Annotated in this window: 20 protein-coding genes and 1 pseudogene; 14 read left to right on the forward strand and 7 right to left on the reverse strand. The window is 57.4% G+C overall.

The annotated features are described in order from the left end of the window. Positions 1-9: 9 nt before the first annotated feature. Positions 10-942 (forward strand): carbamate kinase, encoded by a 933-nt coding sequence (gene arcC, locus QY76_RS04640; protein ID WP_045427076.1) that lies wholly within the window; start codon positions 10-12, stop codon positions 940-942. A 64-nt stretch (positions 943-1,006) separates the two neighbouring features. Here the strand turns inward: arcC and yqeB are convergent, their stop codons facing one another. Both yqeB and yqeC read right to left on the reverse strand, forming a co-directional pair. Next, positions 1,007-2,599, reverse strand: a complete 1,593-nt coding sequence (gene yqeB / locus QY76_RS04645; protein ID WP_045427078.1) for a selenium-dependent molybdenum cofactor biosynthesis protein YqeB — start codon at positions 2,597-2,599, stop codon at positions 1,007-1,009. 28 nt (positions 2,600-2,627) lie between these two features. Beyond that, on the reverse strand, positions 2,628-3,431 hold the full coding sequence (gene yqeC / locus QY76_RS04650; RefSeq protein WP_045427212.1) for a selenium cofactor biosynthesis protein YqeC: 804 nt from the start codon (positions 3,429-3,431) through the stop codon (positions 2,628-2,630). Positions 3,432-3,609: 178 nt separating this feature from the next. Between yqeC and QY76_RS04655 the strand changes: the two genes are divergently transcribed. The 9 genes from QY76_RS04655 (at position 3,610) to QY76_RS04695 (ending at position 19,126) form a co-directional block, all read left to right on the forward strand. Next, positions 3,610-4,203, forward strand: a complete 594-nt coding sequence (locus tag QY76_RS04655; RefSeq protein WP_034165244.1) for an NTP transferase domain-containing protein — start codon at positions 3,610-3,612, stop codon at positions 4,201-4,203. A 343-nt stretch (positions 4,204-4,546) separates the two neighbouring features. Next, the gene (gene ygfK / locus QY76_RS04660) at positions 4,547-7,654 is read left to right on the forward strand and encodes a putative selenate reductase subunit YgfK (RefSeq protein ID WP_045427081.1); all 3,108 of its coding nucleotides are present in this window, start codon (positions 4,547-4,549) and stop codon (positions 7,652-7,654) included. Between the two features lie 2 nt (positions 7,655-7,656). Next, the gene (gene ssnA / locus QY76_RS04665; RefSeq protein ID WP_045427084.1) at positions 7,657-8,985 is read left to right on the forward strand and encodes a putative aminohydrolase SsnA; all 1,329 of its coding nucleotides are present in this window, start codon (positions 7,657-7,659) and stop codon (positions 8,983-8,985) included. A gap of 56 nt (positions 8,986-9,041) precedes the next feature. Next, on the forward strand, positions 9,042-9,821 hold the full coding sequence (gene ygfM, locus QY76_RS04670; RefSeq protein WP_045427087.1) for a molybdopterin-dependent oxidoreductase FAD-binding subunit: 780 nt from the start codon (positions 9,042-9,044) through the stop codon (positions 9,819-9,821). Beyond that, a complete protein-coding gene (locus QY76_RS04675) occupies positions 9,818-12,688 on the forward strand; it encodes a molybdopterin-dependent oxidoreductase Mo/Fe-S-binding subunit (RefSeq protein ID WP_045427088.1) in 2,871 nt (956 codons plus the stop codon). The genes ygfM and QY76_RS04675 overlap by 4 nt, the downstream gene beginning before the upstream one ends. A gap of 204 nt (positions 12,689-12,892) precedes the next feature. After that, positions 12,893-14,311, forward strand: coding sequence for a nucleobase:cation symporter-2 family protein (locus tag QY76_RS04680; RefSeq protein WP_034165249.1), 1,419 nt, complete (start codon positions 12,893-12,895; stop codon positions 14,309-14,311). Between the two features lie 30 nt (positions 14,312-14,341). Then, complete coding sequence (gene guaD / locus QY76_RS04685; RefSeq protein WP_045427089.1) at positions 14,342-15,658, forward strand: guanine deaminase; 1,317 nt, start codon at positions 14,342-14,344, stop codon at positions 15,656-15,658. Positions 15,659-15,897: 239 nt separating this feature from the next. Further along, positions 15,898-17,265, forward strand: coding sequence for an NCS2 family permease (locus tag QY76_RS04690; RefSeq protein ID WP_034165251.1), 1,368 nt, complete (start codon positions 15,898-15,900; stop codon positions 17,263-17,265). A 214-nt stretch (positions 17,266-17,479) separates the two neighbouring features. Beyond that, positions 17,480-19,126, forward strand: a complete 1,647-nt coding sequence (locus QY76_RS04695) for a Na+/H+ antiporter (protein WP_034165252.1) — start codon at positions 17,480-17,482, stop codon at positions 19,124-19,126. Between the two features lie 89 nt (positions 19,127-19,215). On the opposite strand, the gene QY76_RS04700 is transcribed toward QY76_RS04695, so the two are convergent. Then, positions 19,216-20,157, reverse strand: coding sequence for a LysR family transcriptional regulator (locus QY76_RS04700; RefSeq protein ID WP_045427090.1), 942 nt, complete (start codon positions 20,155-20,157; stop codon positions 19,216-19,218). 130 nt (positions 20,158-20,287) lie between these two features. On the opposite strand from QY76_RS04700, the gene QY76_RS04705 reads away from it, so the two are divergent. After that, the gene (locus QY76_RS04705) at positions 20,288-20,713 is read left to right on the forward strand and encodes a CidA/LrgA family protein (RefSeq protein WP_034165254.1); all 426 of its coding nucleotides are present in this window, start codon (positions 20,288-20,290) and stop codon (positions 20,711-20,713) included. Continuing rightward, positions 20,713-21,402, forward strand: a complete 690-nt coding sequence (locus QY76_RS04710; RefSeq protein WP_034165255.1) for an LrgB family protein — start codon at positions 20,713-20,715, stop codon at positions 21,400-21,402. Before QY76_RS04705 ends, QY76_RS04710 begins: the two co-directional genes overlap by 1 nt. A gap of 183 nt (positions 21,403-21,585) precedes the next feature. Here the strand turns inward: QY76_RS04710 and QY76_RS04715 are convergent, their stop codons facing one another. From QY76_RS04715 to QY76_RS18605, 4 genes are all read right to left on the reverse strand, one after another. Beyond that, a complete protein-coding gene (locus QY76_RS04715; RefSeq protein ID WP_034165256.1) occupies positions 21,586-22,020 on the reverse strand; it encodes a CesT family type III secretion system chaperone in 435 nt (144 codons plus the stop codon). A 182-nt stretch (positions 22,021-22,202) separates the two neighbouring features. Continuing rightward, positions 22,203-23,900: a protein-tyrosine phosphatase family protein gene (locus QY76_RS19665; RefSeq protein ID WP_081854117.1), complete on the reverse strand. Its 1,698-nt coding sequence runs from the start codon at positions 23,898-23,900 to the stop codon at positions 22,203-22,205. 32 nt (positions 23,901-23,932) lie between these two features. Then, positions 23,933-24,712, reverse strand: a complete 780-nt coding sequence (sctD, locus tag QY76_RS18390; RefSeq protein ID WP_049703897.1) for a type III secretion system inner membrane ring subunit SctD — start codon at positions 24,710-24,712, stop codon at positions 23,933-23,935. A 14-nt stretch (positions 24,713-24,726) separates the two neighbouring features. Next, the gene (locus tag QY76_RS18605) at positions 24,727-25,200 is read right to left on the reverse strand and encodes a hypothetical protein (protein ID WP_144418092.1); all 474 of its coding nucleotides are present in this window, start codon (positions 25,198-25,200) and stop codon (positions 24,727-24,729) included. Positions 25,201-25,275: 75 nt separating this feature from the next. Here QY76_RS18605 and QY76_RS04735 point away from each other — a divergent pair. Both QY76_RS04735 and QY76_RS04740 read left to right on the forward strand, forming a co-directional pair. Further along, positions 25,276-26,306: pseudogene (locus tag QY76_RS04735) on the forward strand (TyeA family type III secretion system gatekeeper subunit). A gap of 69 nt (positions 26,307-26,375) precedes the next feature. Continuing rightward, a complete protein-coding gene (locus QY76_RS04740; protein WP_117026449.1) occupies positions 26,376-26,945 on the forward strand; it encodes a secretion protein EspA in 570 nt (189 codons plus the stop codon). Positions 26,946-26,996: the final 51 nt, after the last annotated feature.

Raw genomic sequence — 26,996 nt, forward strand, 5'->3', positions numbered from 1 at the left:
GAGGATATGATGAAGAAAAAAATCGTGCTCGCGCTGGGGGGCAACGCACTGGGCGAGGGGCTGGCCGAACAGATGAAGGCGGTGAAGACCACGGCGCGGGCGATTGTCGATTTGATCGCCCAGGGGCACCAGGTGGTGGTCACCCACGGCAACGGTCCGCAGGTGGGGATGATCAACCAGGCGTTTGAGGCGGCGGCGAAAACCGAGGCCCATACGCCGATGCTGCCGATGTCGGTCTGCGTCGCGTTGAGTCAAGGATATATCGGCTACGATCTGCAGAATGCGCTACGTGAGGAGCTGCGGGATCGGGGGATGGATACGCCGGTAGCGACGCTGATCACTCAGGTTGAGGTGAATGGTAAGGATCCTGCCTTCCTCAATCCGTGCAAGCCGATCGGCTCCTTCTTCACGCAGCAGGAGGCGGAGATCCTGACGCGCAACGGCTACAACATGAAAGAGGACGCCGGGCGCGGCTATCGCCGCGTTGTCGCCTCGCCGAAGCCGGTGGACATTATTGAGAAAGAGACCGTCAAGGCGATGATCAACGCCGGCCAGGTAGTGATCACCGTCGGCGGCGGCGGGATCCCGGTGATCCGCGAGGGTAATCACCTACGCGGCGCCAGCGCGGTGATCGACAAGGACTGGGCCAGCGCCAAGCTGGCGGAGATGATCGATGCCGACATGCTGATCATCCTGACGGCGGTGGAGAAGGTCGCCATCAACTTTGGTAAGCCGAACCAGCAGTGGCTCGATCGCCTGAGCCTGGAGGATGCCCAGCGCTTTATCGATGAGGGGCACTTCGCCAAGGGCTCCATGCTGCCCAAGGTCGAGGCGGCGCTCTCCTTTGCGCGCACCCGTCCGGGGCGCGAGGCGCTGATCACCGTATTGGATAAAGCCAAAGAGGGGATCGAGGGGAAAACCGGCACCGTGGTGTGCCAGTAAGCGCAGGGAAAAACGAAAGGGGCGCTTGGCGCCCCTTTTTACTGTCTGACTCTCCGGTCGCGCACTAGGGGCGCGGGCTCAGCTTCATCATCGCCTCCAGCACCGCGCCGCCGATGGCGCGCGCTTTATCGGAGACGGTGGTGTAGTCGGCCTGCGCGCCGCGCGGATCGACGTCGCCGATCTTAAACCCGGCGCTGACCTCCAGCCCCTCGCTCAGCAGGCCGCGTACCATACCCTGCAGCGGAGAGACCACCGGCGTCGTATCGATATGGGCGATAATATCGCCCTCGTTGACCAGATCGCCCAGCTTAACGCAGCAGTGCATAATGCCGGCGTGCGGGGCGCGGATCACCCGGCGGGTGGTATGACCGTTAATGTTGCCCGGGATCCCGGTATTGGCCTGGGCAAAGCCGCGGTAGATCACCCGCCCCAGGTGGTGTCCGCGGTTGGTTTCGATCACCGCATCGCAGTCTTGGCCGGCCTCGAAGCCGGGACCGAGGGCGACGGTCACCGGGGCCATATCGCGCCGCGTCCCCAGATTCTGCTTAGCCAGGATCGCATCGACCAGATAGTGGGGCTGCAGCTCAGCCAGCGTGAGGCACTGCGGATCGACCAGTACCGGGATGATCCCCTGTTCGATCAGGCTGAAGGCCTGCTCTGCGCCATCGGCGCGGCGGGCGGTGACGCCCTCGACCGTACTCTCCCCGTCGAAGACGGCCTGGGCAAAGGCGACGCTGCGGCGGATCACCGTCGGCTTGGCCACCTCCAGCATCAGTACCTGAAACCCGGCGTGGTACAGCCTCAGCGCCACGCCGGTAGCGATATCGCCGGCGCCGCGGATCGCCACCAGGCGGTTGCGCTGCAGACGGATATTCTGTTTCATCAGGCCGCCGGCGGCGCGGTTTTTGATCTGCAGCACTTCGGCCAGAATGCTGACGGCGATCTCTTCCGGTGTTTCGGCGCCGATGTTATAGCCTATGGGGGCGTGCAGGCGTGCTAAGTGCTCCTCGTCGATACCGCTCTGGCGCAGCTGCTGGCAGAAGGTCTGCACCTTGCGACGACTACCTAACAGCCCTAGGTAATACAGCGGCTTATCGATCAGACAGTCGAGGGCTTCCTTATCCTGGCTGTTGGTGGCGATGATGACAAAGCTCTCCGCTTCGATCTGCATCGCCGCGATGAGATGGGTATAGCTGTCGGCGTGGTGTAGGCGAGTGCCCGCAGGAAAGAGTGCCGGATCCAGACTCTCCTGATAAGTATCGCCGACGTGGATGTCAAAGCCCAGCGAGGCGGCGGCGTGGGCGATGGCACGGTTGACGTGGCCGGCGCCGATCAGTACCAGACGCGGGCGTAGGCCGTGCACGTCGATATAGACCGACATGGCGCCGCCGCAGTCAGAGCCGACGGCGTCCTGACCACTGCGCGCCATGCGTCCGTGGAATACGCGCGGCTTGCGTTCGGCCAGCGCCTGCATGGCCTGTTCAATGACCAGCCGTTCGATCATGCCGCCGCCGATGGTGCCGATGATGCCGCCGTCTTTCAGTACCAGCATCTGCGCCGAATGGCGCGGCGTGGAGCCACGGCTCTCGATAATTTGGGCCATGGCGAACGGGCGGTTTTGTTCCTCGAGTTGCGCAGCTTGTGCAAAGATATTCATAACGACCTCAATGTCGACTGCCTTGTTGTTATTCCCGGCGCGGCGGCGGGCCTGCGCGGGGATCGTTGTTGTCATGGCGCTGCAGAATGCGCGTAATCGGGGGCTGTTCACGGACGGCGCCGAGCCAGACGGCGTCCAGCGTCCCGTCGTTAAGCAGGGCATACAGGCTGGCGTCCGTGACGTTATCAGATTGATAAAAGCGGTTGATCAGCCAGACCCGCCGAGCCCCATCGGGGACGCCCTTAAACATACCGTTCGGATGGCGAATGAAGCGGCTCATCGCCGCCATATCCAGGCGTTCTCCCTCCGCCAGGCCGCTGCGGGCGGCGAACAGCGGCCAACGGTGTACGTTCTGTGCGCCGACGGGATGCCCTAGCGTTTGTCCCCCGCTCACCGCGATCACGCAATGGCTACGCTCAGGGATGCAAGGTTCGTGCCCCGCAGGCGCCTTCATCGCTAAGTGATGTGCCCCATCGGCCTCCACCAAGATCACATCGGCCAGACGGCACTGGGACAGGGCATCGATCTGGGCCGGGGTAAAGCCTCGCACCTTACCCTGGACAGGGTCCCAGGTGGCGAAGCAGGCGGTGATCGCCGCGCGCAGCGCGTCAGCCGGTAAGGCTGCTGGCTGATGGCAAAACAGAGTGGGGAGCGTGTCGGGCAGATACATGCGGGTGGTGGTGGTGACCATCACTCGCTGGCCGCGTTCGGCAAAGGCGCGCGCTAGCCAGCGTAGGGCGCTGGTTTTTCCGCCGGCGCCGATCAGGCTGATCAGCAGCGGACCGGTCTCCGCATGGCAGTCCCTCAGTACGTCCTGCAGTTCGGGTATCATGGCATTCGGCATATGTGCTATTAATAGAACCGGTTCCCTGCGGCCATTTTTATTCATCGCGTTGCGTCCGCGCGCCGCCTTCGGCGGCGGTGCGTGACGTCGATGTCTGCGGGCTGCAATTGCCATCATGATGCCGACAGGGCGCGGCGCTATGCTCCTAATCCAGTGGAAAAATAGAATGATGCAGCTAACAGAGAATATTATTCCCGAGGCGGTCGAGGGGATCATTACCGCCGCGGGGCTCTCTTCGCGGATGGGACAGTGGAAAATGATGCTGCCCTATCGCGGTGGCACCCTTCTGGATGCCAGTATTAATAACGCATTGGGGTTTTGTCAGCAAATTATATTAGTGGTTGGCTTTCGTGCAGACGAATTGCTGCAGCGCTACGGGGACCATCCGAGAATTCGTACGGTGGTTAATCTGGATTATCGCAGCGGGTTATTTTCCTCCGTTCGCTGCGGCGCGGCGGCGGTGCAAAGCGACTACTGCTTTATTAGCCATGGCGATATTCCCTGTTTGACGCCGGCGCTGTTTTCCCTCCTGTGGCAGCGGCGCGGCCCCTATGCCCTGATGCCGCGCTATCGGGGGATACCCGGCCATCCTGTGCTGCTGCCGCGTGCGCTGCTGCCGCAGACCGAGCAGGCTTATCCTCAGCGCAGCATGCGTGAATATTTGTTAGCAAAGGATTATCGTTATCTTGATATAAATGCGCCTGAAATTATTCTGGATGTCGATACTCCGCAGGCCTATCAATTGCTGTTGGGTAAGTAAGACGTTTACTTTTTATATTTAAGCGATTGCGTTCACAGTTAAAATAATTATCGCGGAATTCGCATATCAAAGTGATACAGCCTCTCTTTTTTTGATAATCTCTCCGTCGCTGAATAAGCGGCGCGGAGGCCGTCGTGGTTTATTGATTTATATTCTCATTTGGCTCATGTGAGCTATTTCACAAATAGATAAAACAATTAGATATTACTCACGATTTTTATCATCCAAGGAATAGGAATAAACATCTGGCGTGATTGTTGCTGATATCTGGGTAGCCGCCGGTGTGCGCAGGACGCACCCCGGTAAATCGATATCAGCGTTATGTCGCAGCAAGGAGAGAGTCATGGGTGATATTATGCGTCCCGTTCCGTTTGAGGAGCTTCTGACGCGCATTTTTGATGAATACCATCAAAGCCGCTCTATCTTTGGTATTCCCGAGCAGCAGTTTTACCGTAAGGATAATCAGCGCCTGATCAAGGTGTTCGGTGAAACCTGTGAGACCCCCATCGGCCCTGCCGCCGGCCCCCATACCCAGCTGGCGCAAAACATCATCGTCTCCTGGCTGACCGGCGGTCGTTTTATCGAACTGAAGACCGTGCAGATCCTCGATCGGCTGGAGCTGGATAAACCCTGTATCGATGCGGAAGACGAGTGCTTCAACACCGAGTGGTCCACCGAGTTCACGCTGCTGAAGGCGCACGATGAGTACCTGAAAGCCTGGTTTGCCCTGCATCTGCTGGAGGAGATCTTCGATCCGCGCACCCGGGGCGAGGCCAAATCCTTCATTTTCAATATGAGCGTGGGGTATAATCTCGACGGCATCAAGCAGCCGCCGATGCAGCAATTCATCCACGACATGATGGACTCCGCCAAGCATCCTAAGTTTGCCGAATATCGCCGCATCCTGGCGCGCTGGGTCGGCGACGAGGCTTTCCTGTCCCGGCTGGGGCTGGCTGAGCGGCGCGATCGTCTGGCGGCGCTGGCCGCGGGTATCCCCGCGGACATGGCGCACGGCGTCACCCTGTCGACCATGCACGGCTGTCCGCCGGACGAGATTGAAGCGATCTGCCGCTACATGCTGGAAGAGAAGCATCTGAACACCTTTGTGAAGCTGAATCCGACCCTGTTGGGCTATGCGCGGGTGCGCGAGATCCTCGATACCTGTGGCTTTGACTACATCGGTCTGAAAGAGGAGTCCTTCGATCACGATCTGAAGCTGGCGCAGGCGCTGGAGATGCTGCAGCGTCTGATGACACTGGGGCGGGAGAAGCAGTTGAGCTTTGGCGTTAAGCTGACCAATACCCTGGGCACCATCAACAATAAAGGGGCGCTGCCCGGCGGAGAGATGTACATGTCCGGCCGCGCGCTGTTCCCGCTCTCCATCAACGTGGCGGCGGTGCTGTCGCGTGCCTTTAACGGCGAGCTGCCGATCTCCTACTCCGGCGGCGCCAGTAAATTCAACATCCGCGATATCTTCGAGACCGGTATCCGGCCGATCACCATGGCGACCGACCTGCTGAAGCCGGGCGGCTACCTGCGCCTGACCGAATGCATGCGCGAGCTGGATCGCTCTGAATATTGGGATATGCCGAAGGTGGACGTCGCCCGGCTGGAGGCGTTGGCCGCCCGCGCGGTCAGCATGGAGTACACCCAGAAGCAGTGGAAGTCCGACGATCGCATCGACGCCGGCGGCCCGCTGCCGCAGACCGACTGCTATGTGGCGCCCTGCGTCACCGCCTGCGCCATTAAGCAGGACATTCCGGAATATATCCGCCTGATGGGCGAAGGGCGCTATGCCGACGCGCTGGCGGTGATCTATCAGCGTAACGCGCTGCCGGCGATTACCGGCCATATCTGCGACCACCAGTGTCAGTACAACTGTACCCGCCTGGACTATGACAGTGCGCTGAATATCCGCGAGCTGAAGAAGGTGGCACTGGAGCGCGGCTGGCAGGAGTACAAGCAGCGCTGGCACAAGCCGGCCGGCTCTGGGAACAAGCACCCGGTGGCGGTGATCGGCGCCGGTCCCGCCGGCCTCTCCGCCGGTTACTTCCTGGCGCGCGCCGGGCATCCAGTGACCCTGTTTGAGCGCGAGGCCAACGCCGGAGGGGTGGTGAAGAACATCATTCCGCAGTTCCGCATCCCGGGAGAACTGATCGCCCACGATATCGAGTTTGTCGCCGATCACGGCGTGAAGTTTGTGTTTGGCTGCGATCCGCAGCTGACGGTCGAGCAGCTGCAGCAGCAGGGCTTCGCCTACGTGCTGGTGGGGGTCGGGACCGATAAGAACAGCGGCGTGCGCCTGGCGGGCGACAACCGCAACGTCTATCGCTCTCTGCCGTTCCTGCGCGACTACAACCGCGGCGTCGCGCTGACGCTGGGCAAACACGTGGCGGTGGTCGGCGCCGGTAATACGGCGATGGACTGCGCCCGTGCCGCCCTGCGGGTGCCGGGGGTCGAGGATGTCACGGTGTTGTACCGCCGTACCCTGAATGAGATGCCGGCCTATCGCGAGGAGTACCAGGAGGCGCTGGAGGACGGGGTGAAGTTCATGTTCCTGACCAACCCTGAGCGTTTCGATCAGGACGGCACCCTGGTGGCGCGTGTCATGGCGCTCGGTGAGCCGGATGCGCAGGGGCGTCGTCGCCCGGTGGCGACCGAGCAGACCGTCACCCTGCAGATGGATGCTCTGATCACCGCTATCGGTGAACAGGCCGACTGTGAGCACTTGGCCGCCATCGGCGTGCCGTTGGACGATAGCGGCTGGCCGGCGGTGCGTGACGCCAGCGGCGAGACCACGCGTGAGAACGTATTCCTGATCGGTGACGTGCAAAGTGGACCGTCATCCATCGTGGCCGCCATCGGCACCGCCCGCCGGGCGACGGATGCGATTCTGGCGCGGGAGAGCATTGCGAGCAGCTACGGCGATAAGTACTGGAACAACGTCGATCCGGCGCGCATCTACCAGCGTAAGGGGGCGATCGCCGTCACGCTGATGGATAAAGATGACCGCGACGCCTTCGTGGCGCAGGAGGCGCAGCGCTGCCTGGAGTGTAACTACGTCTGTAGCAAGTGCGTGGATGTCTGTCCAAACCGCGCCAACGTCTCCATCGCGGTGCCGGGATTCCAAAACCGTTTCCAGACCCTGCATATTGACGCCTATTGCAACGAATGCGGCAACTGCGCCCAGTTCTGTCCGTGGCAGGGGAAACCCTACAAGGACAAGATCACCATCTTCAGCCTGGCGCAGGATTTTACTAACAGCACCAATCCCGGCTTCCTGGTGGAGGGATCTCAGGTGAGCGTGCGCCAGGACGCACAGATCTGGCAGCTGCGCATCGACGAGGTGGGCGAATTCGCCGAGGTGCCGCCGGTATTGAGCGACATGTGCCGTATCATCAGCCATGTTCACAACCACCACCATTATCTGCTTGGCCGCGTGGAGGAATAACCATGCTGATTCTGAAGAATGTCACTGCCGTACAGTTTGAGCCGGCGCGTGTCCTGGAAGGGGTCGATATCGCCATCGACGGCGCGGAGATCCGCGCCGTGGGCGACAACCTGCGTGCGCAGTACCCCGAGGCCCGGGTTAAGGAGATGCACGGGCGTCTGGTGATGCCGGGCATCGTCTGCGCCCACAACCATTTCTACTCCGGTCTGTCGCGAGGCATCATGGCCAACATTGCGCCGTGCCCGGACTTCATCTCCACCCTGAAGAACCTGTGGTGGCGCCTGGATCGGGCATTGGATGAGGAGTCGCTGTACTACAGCGGGCTGATCTGCTCGCTGGAGGCGATTAAGAGCGGCTGTACCGCGGTGATCGACCATCACGCCTCGCCCAACTATATAGCTGGCTCTCTGGCGACCCTGCGCCAGGGATTTCTGAAGGCCGGTCTGCGCGGCATGACCTGCTTCGAGACCACCGACCGCAACGGCGGCACCCGTGAGCTGCAGGCGGGGGTAGAGGAGAATATCCGCTTCGCCCACCTGATCGACGACGCCAAGGCAAAGGGGAGCGAGCCCTACCTGGTGGAGGCGCACATCGGTGCCCACGCGCCCTTTACCGTCTCCAACGCCGGTCTGGATATGCTGCGAGAGGCCCTGCGCGCCACCGGGCGCGGGCTGCATATTCACGCGGCGGAGGATCGCTATGATGTCTCCCACAGCCATGACAAGTATGGTCAGGATCTGGTAGTGCGCCTGGCCGAGTATGACCTGATTAACGATAAGACCCTGTTGGCCCACGGTCTGTATCTCTCCGGTGAGGACATCCGCATCCTCAACGAGCAGGATGCTTTCCTGGTACACAACGCCCGCTCCAATATGAATAACCACGTAGGCTACAACCAGCGTCTGGCGCAGTATCGCAACCTGGCGCTCGGCACCGACGGCATCGGCGCGGACATGTTTGAAGAGCTGAAGTTTGCCTTTTTTAAACACCGCGACGCCGGCGGCCCGCTGTGGCCGGATAGCTTTACCCGCTTCCTGTACAACGGCAACCAGCTGCTTGACCGCAACTTTGGCGCCCGCTTTGGCCGTCTGGAGGCGGGCTATAAGGCGGATCTGACCATCTGCGACTATCCGTCACCGACGCCGCTAGCGGCGCAGAACATCGGTGGACATCTGGCCTTCGGCCTGGGCTCATCCAGCGTGCACAGCGTGATGGTCGAAGGGGTGATGGTGTATGAGGATCGTGCGTTCCCGTTTGACGTCGAGCCGATTTACGCCGAGGCCCGCAGGGTCGCCGCCAAGATGTGGCAGCGTATGGATGCACTGAACTGAGACCATAAAACCGCGCGGGCTTTGGCCCGTGCGGTTTTGCACAAAGAGGGTGGAACATGATTGAGCAATTTTTCCGGCCGGACTCCATAGAGCAGGCGTTGGAGCTTAAGCGCCGCTTTCAGGACGAGGCCGTCTACTTCGCCGGAGGAAGTAAATTAAACGCCACGCCCACGCGCACCGAGAAGACGGTGGCTATCTCCCTGAAGGGGCTGGGATTGGATCGGGTCACCTGGCATGACGGGGCACTGCACCTCGGCGCCCTGACGACGCTGCAGCAGCTGCGCGATACGGCGCGGCTGCCCCAGGCGCTGCAGGACGCGCTGGGCTTTGTCTATTCACGCCATCTGCGTAACCAGTCGACGCTGGGCGGCGAGCTGGCGGCTCGTCAGGCCGAATCGGTGTTGGCGCCGGTGCTGCTGGCGCTGGATGCCCGTCTGCAGAGCGCCGACGGCGCGGCGATCGCGCTGGAGGAGTATCTGGCCGCGCCGGACGATCGTCTGTTAACGGCGGTGATCATCGACGATCCCCTGCGCTGCTGCGCGACCCGCAAGGTGAGCCGTTCGGCGGCGGGCTGGTCGGTAGTGACGGCGGCCGTCGCTATCCCAGGCGACGGGGGGCGGCGTATCGCCCTGGACGGCGTTGCCTCTCGCCCGCAGCGTCTGCGCGACGTGGAGGGGCTGGCCCTTGAGGGCGAGCCGCTGGCGCAGGCGGTCAGCGCCGCGATCGCGCCGAGCGCGGATCTGGGCGGCAGCGAAGCGTATAAGCGCTACATCGCGGGCGTAGTGGTGGCTGAACTGTTGGCGGACTGCCAGCAGATGAGGGAGGAAGCAAAATGACAATTCGCTTTACGCTGAACGGCACTCCGCGCACGCTGGCGTGTCAGCCGGGCGACAATGTGCAGCAGCTCTTGTTTGGACTCGGCATGCACTCTGTTCGCAACAGCGACGATGGATTCGGCTTTGCCGGCTCCGATGCCATTATCTTCGACGGGGTGGTGATCAACGCCTCCCTGCTGATCGCCGCCCAGTTAGAGGGCGCGGTGGTGCGCACCGCCGAATCGCTCGGTGCCTGGAATCAACTGAGTCCGGTGCAGCAGGCGATGGTCGACGTCGGCGTGGTGCAGTCCGGCTATAACGATCCGGCGGCGGCGCTGATCCTGACCGATCTGCTGGAGCGTATTCCGGCGCCGAGTCGTCAGGATATCGATGACGCCCTCTCCGGGCTGTTTAGCCGCGACGCCGGTTACCAGCAGTTCTACCAGGTGGTGGCGCTGGCGGCGGCGCGGATGCGCGATCCGCTGTATCAGATGGAGGTGGCGCCCGAGTTTCGCGACGATCTGAGCGTGGTTGGTAAAAACTGTCCGAAGGTGGATGCGGCCAAGATGGTGCAGGCTAAGCCCTGCTACGTCGAGGATCGCATTGCGGCGGACGCCTGCGTGATCAAGATGCTGCGCTGTCCCCATCCCCATGCGTTGATCACGCATCTGGATGTCAGCCGCGCCGAGGCGTTGCCAGGGGTGGTGCACGTCATTACCCATCTGAACTGTCCGGATGTCTATTACACCCCCGGTGGACAGAGTGCCCCGGAGCCGTCGCCGCTCGATCGCCGCATGTTCGGCAAGAAGATGCGCCACGTCGGCGATCGCGTCGCCGCCGTGGTGGCGGAGAGCGAGGCGATCGCGCTACAGGCGCTGCAGCTGATCGAGGTGGAGTACCAGATCCTGCGCCCGGTGATGTCCATCGACGAGGCGATGGCCGACGATGCGCCGCTGATCCACGACGAACCCATCGTGTATATGAACGGGGCTCCTAGCGATCTGGAGGTGCAGAATCGGGGCTCGGCGCAGCGCGGCGAGCACATGATCATCAACTTCCCGATCGGGGCGCGTCCGCATGACAATATCGCCGCCAGCGTTCACGGCCGTATTGGGGATGTTGAGCAAGGCTTCGCTCAGGCGGATGTCGTCATCGAACGCACCTACGAGTCAACCCAGGCTCAGCAGTGCCCGACCGAGCCGCACGTCTGTTATACCTACATGGATGGTGACCGCCTGGTGGTTCACGCCTCCACCCAGGTGCCGTGGCACGTACGCCGCCAGGTGGCGCGTATCGTGGGGATGAAACAGAACAAGGTTCACATCATCAAGGAGCGCGTCGGCGGCGGCTTCGGCTCCAAGCAGGATATCCTGTTGGAAGAGGTGTGCGCCTGGGCGACCTGCGTCACCGGGCGTCCGGTCTACTTCCGCTATACCCGTGAAGAGGAGTTTATCGCCAACACCTCGCGCCACGTCGCCAAGGTGAAGGTGAAGATCGGCGCCACCAAAGAGGGGCGTCTGACCGCCATCGACATGGACTTCCGCGCCAACACCGGCCCCTATGGCAACCATTCCCTGACGGTGCCGAGTAACGGCCCGGCGCTGTCGCTGCCGCTGTATCCTTGCGATAACGTCAACTTCCAGGTCACCACCTATTACAGCAACATCTGTCCGACCGGGGCCTATCAGGGCTACGGGGCGCCGAAGGGGAACTTCGCCCTGACCATGGCGCTGGCCGAGCTGGCCGATCAGCTGGGCATCGACCTGCTGGATATCATCGAACTGAACCGGGTGCATGAGGGACAGGAGCTGAAGATTCTGGGCGCCATCGGCGAAGGCAAGATGCCGACCTCGGTCCCCTCTGCCGCCAGCTGTGCGCTGGAGCCGATCCTGCGCAAAGGGCGTGAGCTGATCGACTGGGACGCGCCGAAGCCGGCCGAGGGTGACTGGCGCATCGGACGCGGGGTAGCGATCATCATGCAGAAGTCGGGCATTCCGGACATCGATCAGGCCAACTGCATGATAAAACTGGAGTCTGATGGCACCTTTATCGTGCACTCCGGCGGTGCCGACATCGGGACCGGGTTGGATACGGTGGTCAACAAGCTGGCGGCCGAGGTGCTGATGTGCCCGATGTCCGAGGTGCATGTCATCTCCGGCGATACCGACCACGCGCTGTTCGACAAGGGGGCTTACGCCTCATCCGGCACCTGCTTCTCCGGTAACGCCGCCAAGAAGGCGGCGGAGAATCTGCGCGAGAAGATCCTGTTCCACGGCGCGCAGATGCTGGGTGAGTCGCAAGAGGATGTCGTGTTGGTCGCACCGGGGATCGTGCGCGGCAAGCGTGGTGAAGTCAGCTATGCCGATATCGCCCATAAGGCGGAAACCGGTACCGGCTTCGGTACGCTGGTGGCAACGGCCAGCTACATCACGCCGGAGTTTGCCTTCCCCTATGGGGCCAACTTCGCCGAGGTGGCGGTGAACGTACGCACCGGCGAGATCCGGCTGGACAAGTTCTATGCCCTGCTGGACTGCGGTACCCCGGTGAACCCCGAGCTGGCGCTGGGGCAGATCTATGGCGCCACCATGCGCGCCATCGGCCACAGCATGAGCGAGGCGATCCGCTATGACCGCGAGGGGCGCCCGATCACCCGCGATCTGCGCACCTACGGTGCGCCGATGATCGGCGATATCCCGCGTGACTTCCGCGCTTTCCTGGTGCCAAGCGACGATCAGGTCGGCCCGTACGGCGCCAAGTCGATCTCGGAGATCGGGGTGAACGGCGCCGCCCCGGCCATCGCCACCGCGATTCACGACGCCTGCGGGGTTTGGCTGCGTGAATGGCACTTTACACCGGAGAAGATACTGAGCGCGTTAGGAAAACTGTAAGACCGCGTGCGGGCCGCTCCGCCGGGGCGGCCCTGCGCCAACGATTCAATTAGCCGTTGGATAATGAATATCTGAACTGCACAGCCACAGACGGAATTAGGGGGAACACACCCTCAGGGGCGCCCCTTGCCGCGCGGCGGGAAAACCGGTAGGCGGATATTTATTAATTGGATCAGATGATCAAATTTACCAAGGAGTAAAGGGATGTCTGATATACCGCGTGCTGGATCCGATCTTATTTATCAGCTAGAGGATAAACCGCCCTTTCACCAGCTCATGGTGGGTGCGGTGACTCACCTGCTGGCGATTTTTGTCCCCATGGTGGCACCGGCGCTGATCGTCGGTACTGCGCTGGGCCTCTCCACCGAAATTACCGCCTATCTGGTCTCCATGGCGATGATCGCCTCCGGCGTCGGCACCTGGCTGCAGGTGAACCGCTATGGCTGCGTCGGCTCCGGCCTGCTGTCGATCCAGTCAGTGAACTTCTCCTTCGTTACCGTGATGATCGCCCTGGGCGGCGCCATGAAACACGATGGCCTGCATGAGGAACTGATCATCTCGACCCTGCTGGGGGTCTCCTTTGTCGGTGCCTTCCTGGTGGTAGGTGCCTCGTTTATCCTGCCCTACCTACGCCGGGTGATCACCCCGACGGTAAGCGGGGTGGTGGTGCTGATGATCGGCCTGAGCCTGATCAAGGTTGGCATCATCGACTTCGGCGGCGGCTTCGCCGCCAAGAGCAGCGGCACGTTTGGCAACTATGAAAACATCGGCGTCGGTCTGCTGGTACTACTGGTGGTGATCGGCTTTAACTGTGCGCGCCACCCCTTGCTGCGGATGGGCGGCATCGCCATCGGGCTGATTGCCGGCTATATCGTGGCGCTGTGCCTGGGCATGGTGGACTTCAGCGCCCTGCGCGACCTGCCGCTGGTGACCGTGCCGGTTCCCTTTAAATATGGCTTTACCTTTGACATGCACGCTTTCCTGGTGGCCGGCACCATCTATCTGCTCAGCGTGCTGGAGGCGGTGGGGGATATTACCGCGACGGCGATGGTCTCGAATCGCCCCATCGAAGGGCCGGAGTATCAGTCGCGTCTGAGCGGCGGGGTGCTGGCCGATGGGCTGGTGTCGGTCATCGCCTCTGCCCTGGGGTCGCTGCCGCTGACCACCTTCGCCCAGAATAACGGGGTGATCCAGATGACCGGCGTGGCCTCGCGCTATGTCGGTCGGGCTATCGCCGTGATGCTGGTGCTGCTGGGGCTGTTCCCGGTGATCGGCCGTTTCTTTACCACCATTCCGGCCCCAGTACTGGGCGGCGCGATGACGCTGATGTTCTCAATGATCGCCATCGCCGGGATCCGCATCATCATTTCCAACGGACTGCGTCGCCGCGAGACCATTATCGTCGCCACCTCCCTTGGGTTGGGGCTGGGGGTTTCGTACGATCCGGCCGTATTCCGAGTATTGCCGGATTCGCTGTATGTCCTGGTAGAGAACCCCATTTGCGCCGGTGGTCTGACGGCTATCATCCTGAATTTGCTGATCCCGATGCGGAAAAAGGCCGAGGTTCGCGAAGAGAGGGATACGGTGGTCGAGCCGTTACGCGGCGAAGAAGAGATGGATTGAGTCGATGTCTTGGCTGATTAGGAGTTAATCATGGTTTGTGAACATACCCTCAAGGCAGTACGCGGCAGCATTCTAGATGTCACCCGCACGGTAACCGATCCGCAGGAGGTCGAGTCCGCGCTGCGTTTTATTGAGGACGGGCTACTGTTGATCCGTAACGGCAAGGTGGACTGGTGTGGTAGCTGGGAAGAGGGGCGGGAGCGTATTCCCGCCTCGATCCGAGTGCGAGACTACCGCGGCAAGCTGATCGTCCCCGGCTTTGTCGATACCCATATTCACTATCCGCAGAGCGAGATGGTCGGGGCCTATGGCGAACAGCTGTTGGAGTGGCTGAACAAGCACACTTTCCCCACCGAGCGGCGCTATAACGATCTCGATTACGCCCGCGAGATGTCTAACTTTTTCCTTAAGCAGCTGCTGCGTAACGGTACCACCACCGCCTTGGTGTTCGGCACCGTGCACCCCGAGTCGGTGGACGCGCTGTTTGAGGCTGCCAGCCATATCAACATGCGCATGATCGCCGGCAAGGTGATGATGGATCGCAATGCGCCGGACTATCTGCTGGACGATGCGCAGAGCAGCTACGAACAGAGCAAGGCGCTGATCGAGCGTTGGCACAAGAATGGCCGCCTGCTGTATGCGGTGACGCCGCGCTTCGCGCCGACCTCCAGCCCGGAGCAGCTGGCGATGGCTCAGCGCCTGCGCGAAGAGTACCCCGACACCTATCTGCATACCCACCTGTGTGAAAACCGCGACGAGATCGCCTGGGTCAAGTCGCTGTACCCGCACCATGACGGTTATCTGGATGTGTATCACCAGTATGGCCTGACCGGGAAGAACTGCGTGTTCGCCCACTGTATCCACCTGGAGGAGAAAGAGTGGGACTGCCTGAGCGATACCGGCTCTTCGATCGCCTTCTGCCCGACCTCTAACCTGTACCTCGGCAGCGGCCTGTTTAACCTGCAAAAGGCCTGGCGCAAGCGGGTGAAGGTGGGGATGGGAACCGACATCGGCGCCGGGACCACCTTTAACATGCTGCAGACGCTGAATGAGGCCTACAAGGTGATGCAGCTGCAGGGCTGCCGCCTGTCCGCCTATGAGGCGTTCTACCTGGCAACCCTGGGCGGCGCGGCCTCTCTGGGGCTGGACGATCGCATCGGTAACTTCCTGGTCGGTAAAGAGGCCGACTTTGTGGTGCTGGAGCCGACGGCGACGCCGCTGCAACAGCTGCGCTATGACAACTCGGTCTCTTTGGTGGATAAGCTGTTTGTCATCATGACACTGGGCGACGATCGCACCATATATCGTACCTATGTCGATGGTCGTTTAGTGTACGAACGCACCTAAAATGTCGCGTTTGTGGGTTGAAATGACGAGGTATTAGGTCAGATAATCGTTTGCCTTTTACTTCCGTCCCATTTTTACCCGAATTTGGTCGCAGGATGTAGTGGCAGGGAGTAGCGGCTGCCCACGGGGGCAGCCGGATGGGGCGGAGGGCAGACACAGCATTATGGGCCGCTCTGCAATAACAGACGTAATCGATTACGTTACAGAAAAGTTTTTTAAATCACTCAGAGGACATCATCATGTCTAGCGATTCTTCTCAGGTATCAGCGGCAGGGAAGTCACGGGGATCACTCGATACATTTTTTAAGATCTCGGTGCGTGGTAGCAGCGTGCGCCAAGAAGTGCTCGCCGGTTTAACGACGTTTTTGGCGATGGTTTATTCGGTGATCGTGGTACCGGGCATGCTGGGCAAGGCTGGCTTTCCGCCGAGTGCGGTATTTGTGGCGACCTGTCTGGTGGCTGGCTGCGGCTCTTTGCTGATGGGGCTGTGGGCCAACCTGCCGATGGCGATTGGCTGTGCCATCTCCCTCACTGCGTTTACCGCCTTCAGCCTGGTGCTGGGGCAGCATATCAGCGTGCCGGTGGCGCTGGGCGCCGTATTCCTGATGGGTATTCTGTTTACCGCCATCTCGGTGACCGGGATTCGAACCTGGATCCTGCGCAATCTGCCGATGGGGATCGCCCACGGCACCGGTATCGGTATCGGCCTGTTCCTGCTGCTGATCGCCGCCAACGGCGTCGGCCTGGTGGTGAAAAACCCGCTGGAGGGACTGCCGGTCGCGCTGGGCGCCTTTACCTCGTTCCCTGTGATGATGTCCCTGCTGGGGCTGGCGGTGATCTTCGGTCTGGAAAAGCTGAAGGTGCCGGGCGGCATTCTGCTGGTGATTATCGGTATCTCCATCGTCGGCCTGATCTTTGATCCCAGCGTGAAGTACCACGGTCTGGTTGCGATGCCGAGCCTGGCCGGCGCCGACGGTCAGTCCCTGATCTTTAGCCTGGATATCATGGGCGCCCTGCAGCCGGTGGTCTTGCCGAGCGTACTGGCCCTGGTGATGACCGCGGTGTTTGACGCCACCGGAACCATCCGCGCGGTGGCCGGTCAGGCGAACCTGCTGGACAAGGATGGCCAGATCATCAGCGGCGGTAAGGCGCTGACCGCGGACTCCGTCAGCTCGATCTTCTCCGGTCTGGTCGGCGCGGCGCCGGCGGCGGTGTATATCGAGTCTGCCGCCGGTACCGCGGCCGGTGGGAAAACCGGTCTGACCGCTGTGGTGGTCGGGGTGCTGTTCCTGCTGATCCTGTTCCTCTCGCCGCTCTCCTATCTGGTTCCGGGCTACGCGACGGCGCCGGCGCTGATGTATGTCGGCCTACTGATGCTGAGCAACGTCGCCAAGCTGGACTTCAACGACTTCGTCGATGCGATGTCCGGTCTGGTGTGCGCGGTGTTTATCGTGCTGACCTGTAACATCGTGACCGGTATCATGCTCGGCTTTAGCACCCTGGTGATCGGCCGCGTATGCTCCAAAGAGTGGAACCGTCTGAACATCGGTACCGTGGCGATCGCAGTGGTGCTGGTGGCGTTCTACGCCGGCGGCTGGGCGATTTAAGCGGCTTTGGCATCCTCCTGTGGAAAAGCGCCTACGGGCGCTTTTCTGCTGTCTGGGCGGCACGAATATCAACGGCGGCGCTACCGCAGTGCATTTTCCGTGTTATCTCGGTCTTTCAGGGGATATTTCTCTTCGGCTCAAAATTCATAAGATGATATTTTATAAAGCGTTGCGTTAGTCCTGTTGGCCCTGTTGGCATTGAGTCTGAAAGAACATGGAAATATTCTTCACAATCCTGATCCTGATTTTGGTGGTATCGCTCTCCGGCGTGGTAACGCGCCTGCTGCCGTTTCAAATCCCGCTGCCGCTGATGCAGATCGCCATCGGGGCGCTGCTGGCCTGGCCCCACTTTGGCCTGCACGTGGATTTTGACCCTGAGCTGTTCCTGGTGCTGTTTATTCCGCCGTTGCTGTTTGCCGACGGTTGGAAAACCCCGACGCGGGAGTTTTTGCACCACGGTAGGGAGATCCTGGGGCTGGCGCTGGTGCTGGTGTTGATTACCGTGGTCGGCGTCGGCTACTTTCTGCACCTGCTGCTGCCGGAGGTTCCGCTGGTGGCGGCCTTTGCGCTGGCCGCCGTGCTGTCACCCACCGACGCCGTCGCGCTCGGTGGTATCGTCGGCCAGGGACGGATCCCCAAGAGCATCATGGGGGTGCTAGAGGGGGAGGCGCTGATGAACGACGCCTCCGGCCTGGTCTCCCTGAAGTTCGCTATCGCGGTGGCGATGGGTACCATGGTGTTCACCGTCTCCGGCGCGACGCTGGAATTTCTCAAGGTGGCGCTGGGCGGTCTGCTGACCGGCGCGGCGGTCACCTGGCTGTACAGCAAGTCCCTGCGGGTGATGAGCCGCTGGGCGGGGGATGATCCGGCGACCCAGATCGTCCTTCTGATGCTGCTGCCCTTCGCTAGTTACCTGATCGCCGAACATATCGGCGTCTCCGGCATCTTGGCCGCCGTCGCGGCGGGGATGACCATCAGTCAGTCTGGGGTGATCCGCAACGCGCCGCTGACCATGCGCCTGCGCGCCAACAGCGTGTGGGCGATGCTGGAGTTCGTGTTCAATGGCATGGTGTTTATCATGCTGGGCCTGCAGCTGCCGGGGATCCTGGAAAACTCAATTATCCAGGCCGATCGCGACCCAAATATCGAAACCTGGTATCTGTTCGCCGACGTGGTGCTGGTGTATGCGCTGCTGCTGGCGCTGCGTTTCCTGTGGCTGTGGGGGATGAAGCGTATCAGCCTGCGCTTCTTTAAGCACAACCCGCTGCAGTTCGCCTCCTACGGCATGCGCGATCTGTGGATTGCCTCGTTTGCCGGCGTTCGCGGAGCCATCACGCTGGCCGGTGTACTCTCTATTCCGTTGTTCCTGACCGACGGTACGCCGTTCCCCGGCCGCTATCAGCTGGTGTTTCTGGCCGCCGGGGTAATTCTGTTCTCCCTGCTGGTGGGGGTGGTGGCGCTGCCGCTGCTGCTGCGCGGCGTCGAGATCACCGACGGCGTGGCCTACCGCGATGAGGAGCTGATGGCGAAGTCGGTCAGCGCCGAGGTGGCCATCGAGAGTCTGAAGAAGATGCAGGAGCGCCTTGAGGCCGACACCGAGGAGAACATCGATCCGCAACTGCTGACCGAGGTCAGCTCGCGGGTCATCGGCAGTCTGCGGCGACGGGTGATGACCAAGGAGAACGCCGACGAAATCCTGGAGGTGGAGAATCTGGAGCGCCGTTTCCGCTTAACGGCGCTGCGCGCCGAACGCGGAGAGCTGTATCACCTGCGCGCCACCCAGAAGATCAGTAACGAGACGCTGCAGAAGATGCTGCACGATCTGGATCTGCTGGAGGCGCTGCTGGTCGAAAAAAACTAAGGGTTAGCGCTGAGCCTTCCTGCCCTGGACGCCTTGCGTCCGGGGCTTTTTTACCTCTAGGGCCCCGGCGAGAGCGGGGGAACGTGATGCTATGCCGTCGGCGGCGGCGTCTCGTTACCGCGCAGGGTTAGGCGCTCGGGGTGCATTTCCCCCTCCGGCCAGAACGCGCGGCAGCGGGCGATCCACGCCTGAGCGCTGTGCGACAGATAGCGGCCATGGCACCAGATCAGCCCCAGTCGCCACATGAGCGCCGGTGCGAGCGGCAGCCACAGCAGGCTGTGCGGATCGAGGCGCTGGCAGATCGGCTGCGGCAGGATAGCGATCCCCACCCCGGCCTGTACCATGGCGGCCAGAAAGTCCCACTGGCCGCTGCGCACCGCGATTTGCGGCTTCACGCCGGCGGTGGAAAAGGCCTGCATCAGCTGCTGATAGAGGGCGAAGTCCTCGTTGTACAGCAGGATGTTTTGCTGGGCCAGATCGGCTATGCTCAGGGCAGAGCGGGTCAGCCAGGGCGCCTGGCGCGGCAGCAGCACATACAGCGGGTGGCTGAACAGCGGCAGCGAGGCGATGGCTGGATCGGGCTGGGCAGAGAGGGCGGTGAGCGCCAGATCCAGCTCGCCGGAGAGCACCGCCTGCTCGACGGTCAGCCCGCCGAACTCGGCGATGTGCAGCTCGATTCCCGGGTAGCGCTGGCGGAATTCGCCGATCAGGCCGGCCATTTGGGTACCGACCATCGGTGGGATGCCCAGCTTCAGGCTCCCCTTCTTCAGGGTGCCCAAATCGTCCAGCTCGGTTCTCAGTTGGCTAAACTGATCGAGGATCATCTGCGCTCGCTGATAGACTACGCCGCCGCTGTCGGTCAGGCGCAGGCCACGCCCCTCACGGATCAGCAGGGTACACCCCAGCTCCTCTTCCAAATTGCGCAGCATTTTGCTGATGGTCGGCTGGGTGACAAACAGCTTTTCCGCCGCTCGGGTGAAGCTCTGTTGGCGCACCACCTCAACAAAGTAACGTAACGTTCTCACGTCCATGCAGGACTCCGCTTTACAGGATAGGTATGCCATTTATCAATGATGGCAATAATTTTAATTCATTTTATGCCAGGGATCCTCTTTGCCTATACTGTGCTTCTTATCACATTAATCCCCTTCTGAGGTTTGTATGTCTCTGGCGTTGCGCCCCGTTATGGCGCACCTGCGCACCCACGCCCGGGTGCCGTTGCAGGTGGCGCTGTATGCGCTGCTGTTTCTCTTTTCCCAATGGCTGGTCAGCCGCTTTTCACTGCCGCTGCCGGCCAATATCATCGGTATGCTGCTGCTGTTGGCGCTGATTGCGCTGCGTATTTTGCCGCTGGCGTGGGTGAAGGCGGGCTCCCGCTGGCTGCTGGCCGAGATGCTGCTATTTTTTGTCCCGGCGGTGGTGGCAGTGGTGAACTATGCCTCGCTGCTGATGGTCGAGGGGTGGCGTATCGTGGCGGTGATCGCCCTGAGCACCCTGTTAACGCTGGGGATGACGGCGCTGGTGGTGGATAGGATCTACCGGCTGGAGCTGTGGCTACAGCGGCGCCGCGCCGGGATGGTGCGCTGATGAACGGTCTGGGGATCGGCATGCTGTGTCTGGCGGTGACGCTGGCGCTCTATTTCGCCAATAAACGGCTGTACCGTCGGGTTCACCGTATCTGGCTGATGCCGCTGGTGCTGACGCCGCTGCTGTTGGTGCTGCTGTTGGTTCTGGGGCATATCTCTTACCGTGATTATATGGGGGAGAATCACTGGTTACTCTGGCTCTTGGGGCCGGCGACCATCGCCTTTGCTGTGCCGGTATATGAGAACCTGGCGATTATCCGTCGTCACTGGCTGTCGCTGACGGCCGGCGTACTGACCTCGACGCTGGTGGCGGTACTCAGCTCGGTGTGGCTGGCGCGGCTGTTGACCCTGCCAGAAAGCATCCAGCGTAGCCTGGCGGTACGCTCGATTACCACGCCGTTCGCCATTGAGGCGGCCAAGCGCCTGGGGGGGCAGCCGGATCTGGTGGCGCTGTTTGTGGTGCTGACCGGGGTGTTTGGTATGGCGGTGGGGGACATGCTGCTGCTGCGCCTCTCCGTACGTAGCGGCATGGCCAAGGGCGCCGGACTCGGCGCATCGTCCCACGGCGCCGGGACGGCCAAGGCCTATGAGATGGGGCAGACCGAAGGCGTCGTCTCCAGCCTGGTCATGATGCTGGCCGGCGTGGTGACGGTGCTGCTTTCGCCGCTGATCGGCCGCCTACTGTGGTAGGGTATTATTGATTAAAGTAGATGCACTCACAGTGAATGACGATACACATATACTGTGAGTGTGATAGCTTATCTACCTTGGCCAATATACTGTATGTTGGCCTCCTTCTGTATTTGGGAACGGTACTTTCAATATCGATAAGGTTATAAAGGCGCTAACGCTATAAAACAGTAGCCAACCTTACTAAACCAATGGTGTCCACACCTCCGCTTTGGACTCGGATTCAGTTATCTCCTCACTTTTTTGTACCATTTGCTCTATCTCTTCAGCTTTGTGGATCAGCGATAGTAATACCTGATAAAGCTCACCCCCATCAGTATTGCTGATGCTTTGCTGATTCCATAATATAATACTCTGCATATTGTCAAGTCCGCAGCGTATCATCCTATTTGATAGCGTGAATAGATTCTCCTGTAATAATGATACTGCCAGCAATGGCGAGGAGAGTGGTGCAACCCGTAAAAACAATACGATTTCCCGTAGATCCAACGCCACAATATGTACGTTCCAGCGTTGATCTATTTCCAGGCTCCAGCTGGATTGATCTTCTTGGAATACTGTGTTATCCAACTCCAGTAAGGAGGCTAGTTGATGCAGTATTGCATGAAAATGTTGCATAATTATCACATTGAGTTTGATGATTTTTTAGCGATACGCCTAGCATAGGCCCTTTGTCGCACGTTACCTTATGACGACAGTAAGGGACGATGTTGTTCTGTGGCGATATCCATTAAAATACCCAGCTGTTCCGGCGTTTGTACCATGACTGGATTGCGGCTAGTACGCATATCGGAAATGATTTATTGCAGGCTCAAAGGGGACGATTGATCCTGGGTCTGCTGCATTGCCATGGCTCCAAGAAGTTGGCCAGTACGGCCGACGCCAGCGCGACAGTGAATGACTGGCAGCATTTTGTCGGTGTCATACTGCGCACTGCTTTTGGAATTAATGTAAACCTGTTTACGCTCTGCTGCAGTATCATTGACTAACTTGGCAAGCGCTTGAATAGCTTTGCTGTCCAATTCCGTATGATCCCCCCAGTTGGTTACATGAATCAGACTTAGGGCAATACCTCTTCCTGGTCCATCTGGTTTTATCGTCAATCGATAGCGGTCCAGTAGTATGTCATTGTCTTTGAGTAACGATTGGTTAGATGCAAGCCTTTCTGATGTCATCGTTATAGCATCATATTTTTGTTTCGGGACGCTAAAGTAATCAGGGAGTATTTTAGGATCCATCGGGTCTTTTTTTGCAAGCTCTGCTGTTCTATCGATTTCTGTGCGTGACGATAGCACTACGAGTACTGTCGCGCGTTGTTCCATAATCATACGTAAATGTGATTCTACCTGTGTAGGAATAGGATATTGGCATGCGATAGCGCATCGTTTTCCACCAACATCGATAAAGTTAGCGTTTAAATCTGATCTAACCTGGGTAGTTGCCCTAGAGCGAATGTCTGGGAATCGGTTTTGTGCGCTTGTCGAAAAAGAGCTAGGATCATTTAATAGCAGTTTCTCCTGCTTTAATCGATTTTGTAACTCTTGACGAGGTGTCTGAGATATTGAATCTATATTGTGTAATTCGAGTCTAGTCGGCCGAGATATAGGGAGCTGCGGTTTTTCTGACGTTTCTGCATGAGTTCTAATTTTAGCTCGGACAGCGCTACTGGTGTCGGATGGGCGCGGAGAAGGCTGCGGGGACATGCCTGCCTGGGGGGCGTGATGTGGCTGCGAGGCCGCATGAGCTCCATGTCCTAATAAAGGGGGGCGTGGGGGAGGCGGCGGAGGCATGCCAGCCCGGAGGGCGCTATGTGGCTGCAAGGCCGCATGAGCTCCATGTCCTAATAAAGGGGGGCGTGGGGGAGGCGGCGGTGGCATGCCAGCCCGGGGGGCGCTATGTGGCTGCAAGGCTGCATGAGCTCCATGTCCTAATAAAGGGGGGCGTGGGGGAGGCGGCGGAGGCATGCCAGCCCGGGGGGCGTGATGTGGCTGCAAGGCCGCATGAGCTCCATGTCCTAATAAAGGGGGGCGTGGGGGAGGCGGCGGTGGCATGCCAGCCTGGGGAGAGGTATATGGACGCGATGCTATATGCGCCGCGTTGGCAAGCGGAGTGGGCGTTCGAGACCTGTCTGTAACGGGGGAGGATGCGGACCTAGGCGGTTGAGACTCATATGCAGCATCCAATAATAATTTTGCTAATCCTAATGGTATAGAGGTTATGCCGGGTTTGAGCTCTGTAAATACTGCTTTGAATTTTTGTGTGGAGGTTGTGTCATGAGTGACTTTAATCATTTCATGAAACCGATATAGTTCGGTCACATTCTTCTCTGTTAATGGGGTATTAGACACGTGCTCCATTATTTGCCGTGTGAATGCTTCCTCTTGCTGTTGTTGTGATGTATTGACTGAGTACCCTGCCAGGCGACCGTTGGTTGTGTCAGGGGTCGTTGTTTGGTCTATCTGCGTTTGTACTATTTTTTGCAACTGTGTTATTTGCATGAAAGTATTTCCCTCCAGTCTAGACTGTACTTTTACTTATCATAAGAGATTGGGATATGGATTAATTCATTTTCCCTCGAGATACTAATACCATTTTCTAGGCTGATTTCGTTGATTATGTAGCCATTGTTTAGGGCGCTGCCGACAGTGAGAGTGCTCCCATTATCTAATGTAATCATTGGCGCATTTTTTGTTCCACTCACTCTGATGATCTTTCCTGAAAATAGGTTTTTGGGAATATAGGGTGGTATATTTTGAAAAATTATTTTATTGTTATTTAGCCTGTCGATAATATTTATTATTTTTTGCTCTTCTACTGCTGAAACTAAGCCGTCAATGATTATTGCTTTATCACGCTTATGAATGCTTAACTTGTTGATTAATTTGTTTTTCGATAGTTCATCAACTAATGAATTGATGATGGCGTCGGCTTTGTTTCGTACTTGCCATCCTCTGACGCCTGGCATAGTTAAGAGCTGGCCTTCTACTTTTTTCCACTGTAGCGGTGACTGAATGTAACCCGATAGGATGAAGAATCCGGGGCTACCACCATAAGATACATCTATATTGTCATAGCCATACTGAACTAAAACATCATTAATTCCACTGATTATTTGGTCATTACAAATAATATTATTTATATATCTTATGTTATTTTTATAAAGAAAATTAAAGAAAGTCTGCAATTGAGATGATTGCTCGCATCGACCGTATAAAGCAATGCTACTCCCATGCCAGACGGGTACAATAGCAAAAAGCTTTTCTTTTTTTAGTGATTGATAAACGTCTTCTCTGCTGATGAGACTAATCATAGAATCTTGTTTTTTTATATAAAAAAAGCAAAAATCGATAAAGAAAGTGTTAAAAATAGCAATGATGCGATTACTACAATGTTTTTCTTATCTATATGTGCGTTTTTTTTTCGTTTGGGTAATGATACTAGCGACGTTTCTTGATCTGCGCTAAGTAGAATAAATCCGCAGCCGGCAATATCAATTGGTTGATTGAGTGGAAGCAAAATTGAATCAGCGTTAGACGTCTGAATACCATTAATCCAAAATGTAGTGGGGGTATTTAGCCAAACACCATCATCATTAGTGCTAAGAGTGAAATTTTGCAATGGATTTTCAAGTTGGTATGTGATGAGACTATCATCGTTTTTACCAATAGAAAATGACTCTATAGGTACAATCAACTCTCTACCACTCAGTGGCCAAGTCAGAAATCTTATTTTATAATCAGATCGCATGTTGATGATTGCTGCTAATAGTATAAAGTAGCTTGATAGTACGGTTAGCATAAATTATGCTGAGTGCGCTTGTACAGCTGAATATTATAAATAATTCAATGTTTATTTATATAAAAGGTTCTTAAAATGGCTTCTGGTATTGATTTTAATGTATCTGTAATTCCAGTGTTTAACGATATAAATGATTTTTCGAATAAACAAAATAATAATTTATCGTTAAATACACCATTAGCTAATATGCAAAATGAGTTAGCAATAATCAATGCAGCCTCTATGGCTGAAACGGCTGAGGGGATCAGCTTAGGGTTCCGTCGACCTACGGGACGTAGGGTGGAGGAAGATGGGGGTAATGATAATATAATCAATAAAATGCAAGATATCATTAACTTAGCTGGTGAGGATGCGTTGCAGGATATTGCGTTGCACACCGCTATTCAGCTGGATCAGCATGACCCCCAGTTGGCGATGTTTGGCGCAATGCCGAAAGGCGAGATTATTGCATTAATATCGTCCCTACTGCATTTGAATACGATTACCTTAGCGCAAAAAAAAAGTACGCCAAATTGCTCTTGGAACTACTCGGTGAAGAGGAATGGGAGCTGGCTTTGCTGGCCTGGTTGGGGGTCGGTGGGATAACGCATGAAAAACTAAAGAAAATAAAAAACCTCTATCAGAAGGCAAAAGATCAGGAGGATTATGAAGGAAGTACACTGCTTACATGGTTCTTAGAGATAAAGGATTTGCCTGATAGAGATAACTACCTTAAAGTAATAATTCGTGCATTGTCATTTGAGCTATCTTATTTACCACAGGTCGAGGATAGAGAAAGAACGTCATCTGTCATTACTGATCTGTATAGAATTATAGTTTTTTTATCATTAAATAATTATAGCGAAATAGTTTCTTTATCCTTAAAAAAGGATGCTGATATTATTCTTAGTGAGCTGATTAGCACGTTGGAACAAACTTGGTTGACCGAAGAGTGGTTTGCGGGGAGTCCAAGCCGGGTTGGTGTTATTGATGGACAGAAACTATATTATTATCATTTAATAAAAGATTTTTATCAAACGTTGCCCCACTCTTGTTTTATGACTGAAGAACAGCGAGAAAGTATTATTAATGGTATTTCAGATGTTATAGATAGAGACTCGGAGTAAGTTGGTGTTGATTTTGAGTTTAATTTTAAATGTTGTTTAATGTTTCTAATATATAGAAGGATAGATGATATGAGTGATATTTCAGTAGGCGGTGGTTTTCAGGTAGACGGTACCCTAGGGTATGATCTATCAAGCATGTCAAAAGCTGATGTACAAGCGCTGTTTGAAAAAGTAGGGGCATTTCAAGCCGCGATTATGTTGTTTTCTAGTATGTACTCTGCGCAGAGTAAAATGACGACTAAAGTTTTTGCCGAGATGAATGAGGCGTCGAAGGCTTCGACTGAAGCGCAGAAAATGGAAAATTTGGTTGATGCCAAAATTGCCGATGTGCAAAGTAGCAGTGATAAGAATACAAAAGTAAAACTCCCGCAGGAGGTGATTGATTATATTAACGATCCATCCAATGAGATAAAAATTTCCGGGCTGAGCGTAGGGTTAACTGAGGCGATGGGCGCTGGCGATCTACAGACCGTGAAGGCTGCATTAGGGGCAAAGGCGAATAACCTGACCTCCGTTGTTAATAGCAATCAGCTACAAATCCAGCAGCTGTCTAACACGCTAAACCTTATGACCAGTACTCGTTCTGATTTACAATCATTGCAATACCGAACGATTTCAGGAATTACGATAGGAAAATAATTTTTTAATATAATAGGTGAATAATGATGGATACTAATTTAACTATATCCT

This window comes from Edwardsiella sp. EA181011, from assembly GCF_000800725.1.
GTDB lineage: Bacteria > Pseudomonadota > Gammaproteobacteria > Enterobacterales > Enterobacteriaceae > Edwardsiella > Edwardsiella anguillarum.

Coding starts and splice junctions, on each gene's coding strand:
- arcC (WP_045427076.1), top strand. CDS start 10: ATGAAGAAAAAAATCGTGCTCGCGCTGGGGGGCAACGCACTGGGCGAG.
- yqeB (WP_045427078.1), bottom strand. CDS start 2,599: ATGAATATCTTTGCACAAGCTGCGCAACTCGAGGAACAAAACCGCCCG.
- yqeC (WP_045427212.1), bottom strand. CDS start 3,431: ATGATACCCGAACTGCAGGACGTACTGAGGGACTGCCATGCGGAGACC.
- QY76_RS04655 (WP_034165244.1), top strand. CDS start 3,610: ATGATGCAGCTAACAGAGAATATTATTCCCGAGGCGGTCGAGGGGATC.
- ygfK (WP_045427081.1), top strand. CDS start 4,547: ATGGGTGATATTATGCGTCCCGTTCCGTTTGAGGAGCTTCTGACGCGC.
- ssnA (WP_045427084.1), top strand. CDS start 7,657: ATGCTGATTCTGAAGAATGTCACTGCCGTACAGTTTGAGCCGGCGCGT.
- ygfM (WP_045427087.1), top strand. CDS start 9,042: ATGATTGAGCAATTTTTCCGGCCGGACTCCATAGAGCAGGCGTTGGAG.
- QY76_RS04675 (WP_045427088.1), top strand. CDS start 9,818: ATGACAATTCGCTTTACGCTGAACGGCACTCCGCGCACGCTGGCGTGT.
- QY76_RS04680 (WP_034165249.1), top strand. CDS start 12,893: ATGTCTGATATACCGCGTGCTGGATCCGATCTTATTTATCAGCTAGAG.
- guaD (WP_045427089.1), top strand. CDS start 14,342: ATGGTTTGTGAACATACCCTCAAGGCAGTACGCGGCAGCATTCTAGAT.
- QY76_RS04690 (WP_034165251.1), top strand. CDS start 15,898: ATGTCTAGCGATTCTTCTCAGGTATCAGCGGCAGGGAAGTCACGGGGA.
- QY76_RS04695 (WP_034165252.1), top strand. CDS start 17,480: ATGGAAATATTCTTCACAATCCTGATCCTGATTTTGGTGGTATCGCTC.
- QY76_RS04700 (WP_045427090.1), bottom strand. CDS start 20,157: ATGGACGTGAGAACGTTACGTTACTTTGTTGAGGTGGTGCGCCAACAG.
- QY76_RS04705 (WP_034165254.1), top strand. CDS start 20,288: ATGTCTCTGGCGTTGCGCCCCGTTATGGCGCACCTGCGCACCCACGCC.
- QY76_RS04710 (WP_034165255.1), top strand. CDS start 20,713: ATGAACGGTCTGGGGATCGGCATGCTGTGTCTGGCGGTGACGCTGGCG.
- QY76_RS04715 (WP_034165256.1), bottom strand. CDS start 22,020: ATGCAACATTTTCATGCAATACTGCATCAACTAGCCTCCTTACTGGAG.
- QY76_RS19665 (WP_081854117.1), bottom strand. CDS start 23,900: ATGCAAATAACACAGTTGCAAAAAATAGTACAAACGCAGATAGACCAA.
- sctD (WP_049703897.1), bottom strand. CDS start 24,712: ATGATTAGTCTCATCAGCAGAGAAGACGTTTATCAATCACTAAAAAAA.
- QY76_RS18605 (WP_144418092.1), bottom strand. CDS start 25,200: ATGCTAACCGTACTATCAAGCTACTTTATACTATTAGCAGCAATCATC.
- QY76_RS04740 (WP_117026449.1), top strand. CDS start 26,376: ATGAGTGATATTTCAGTAGGCGGTGGTTTTCAGGTAGACGGTACCCTA.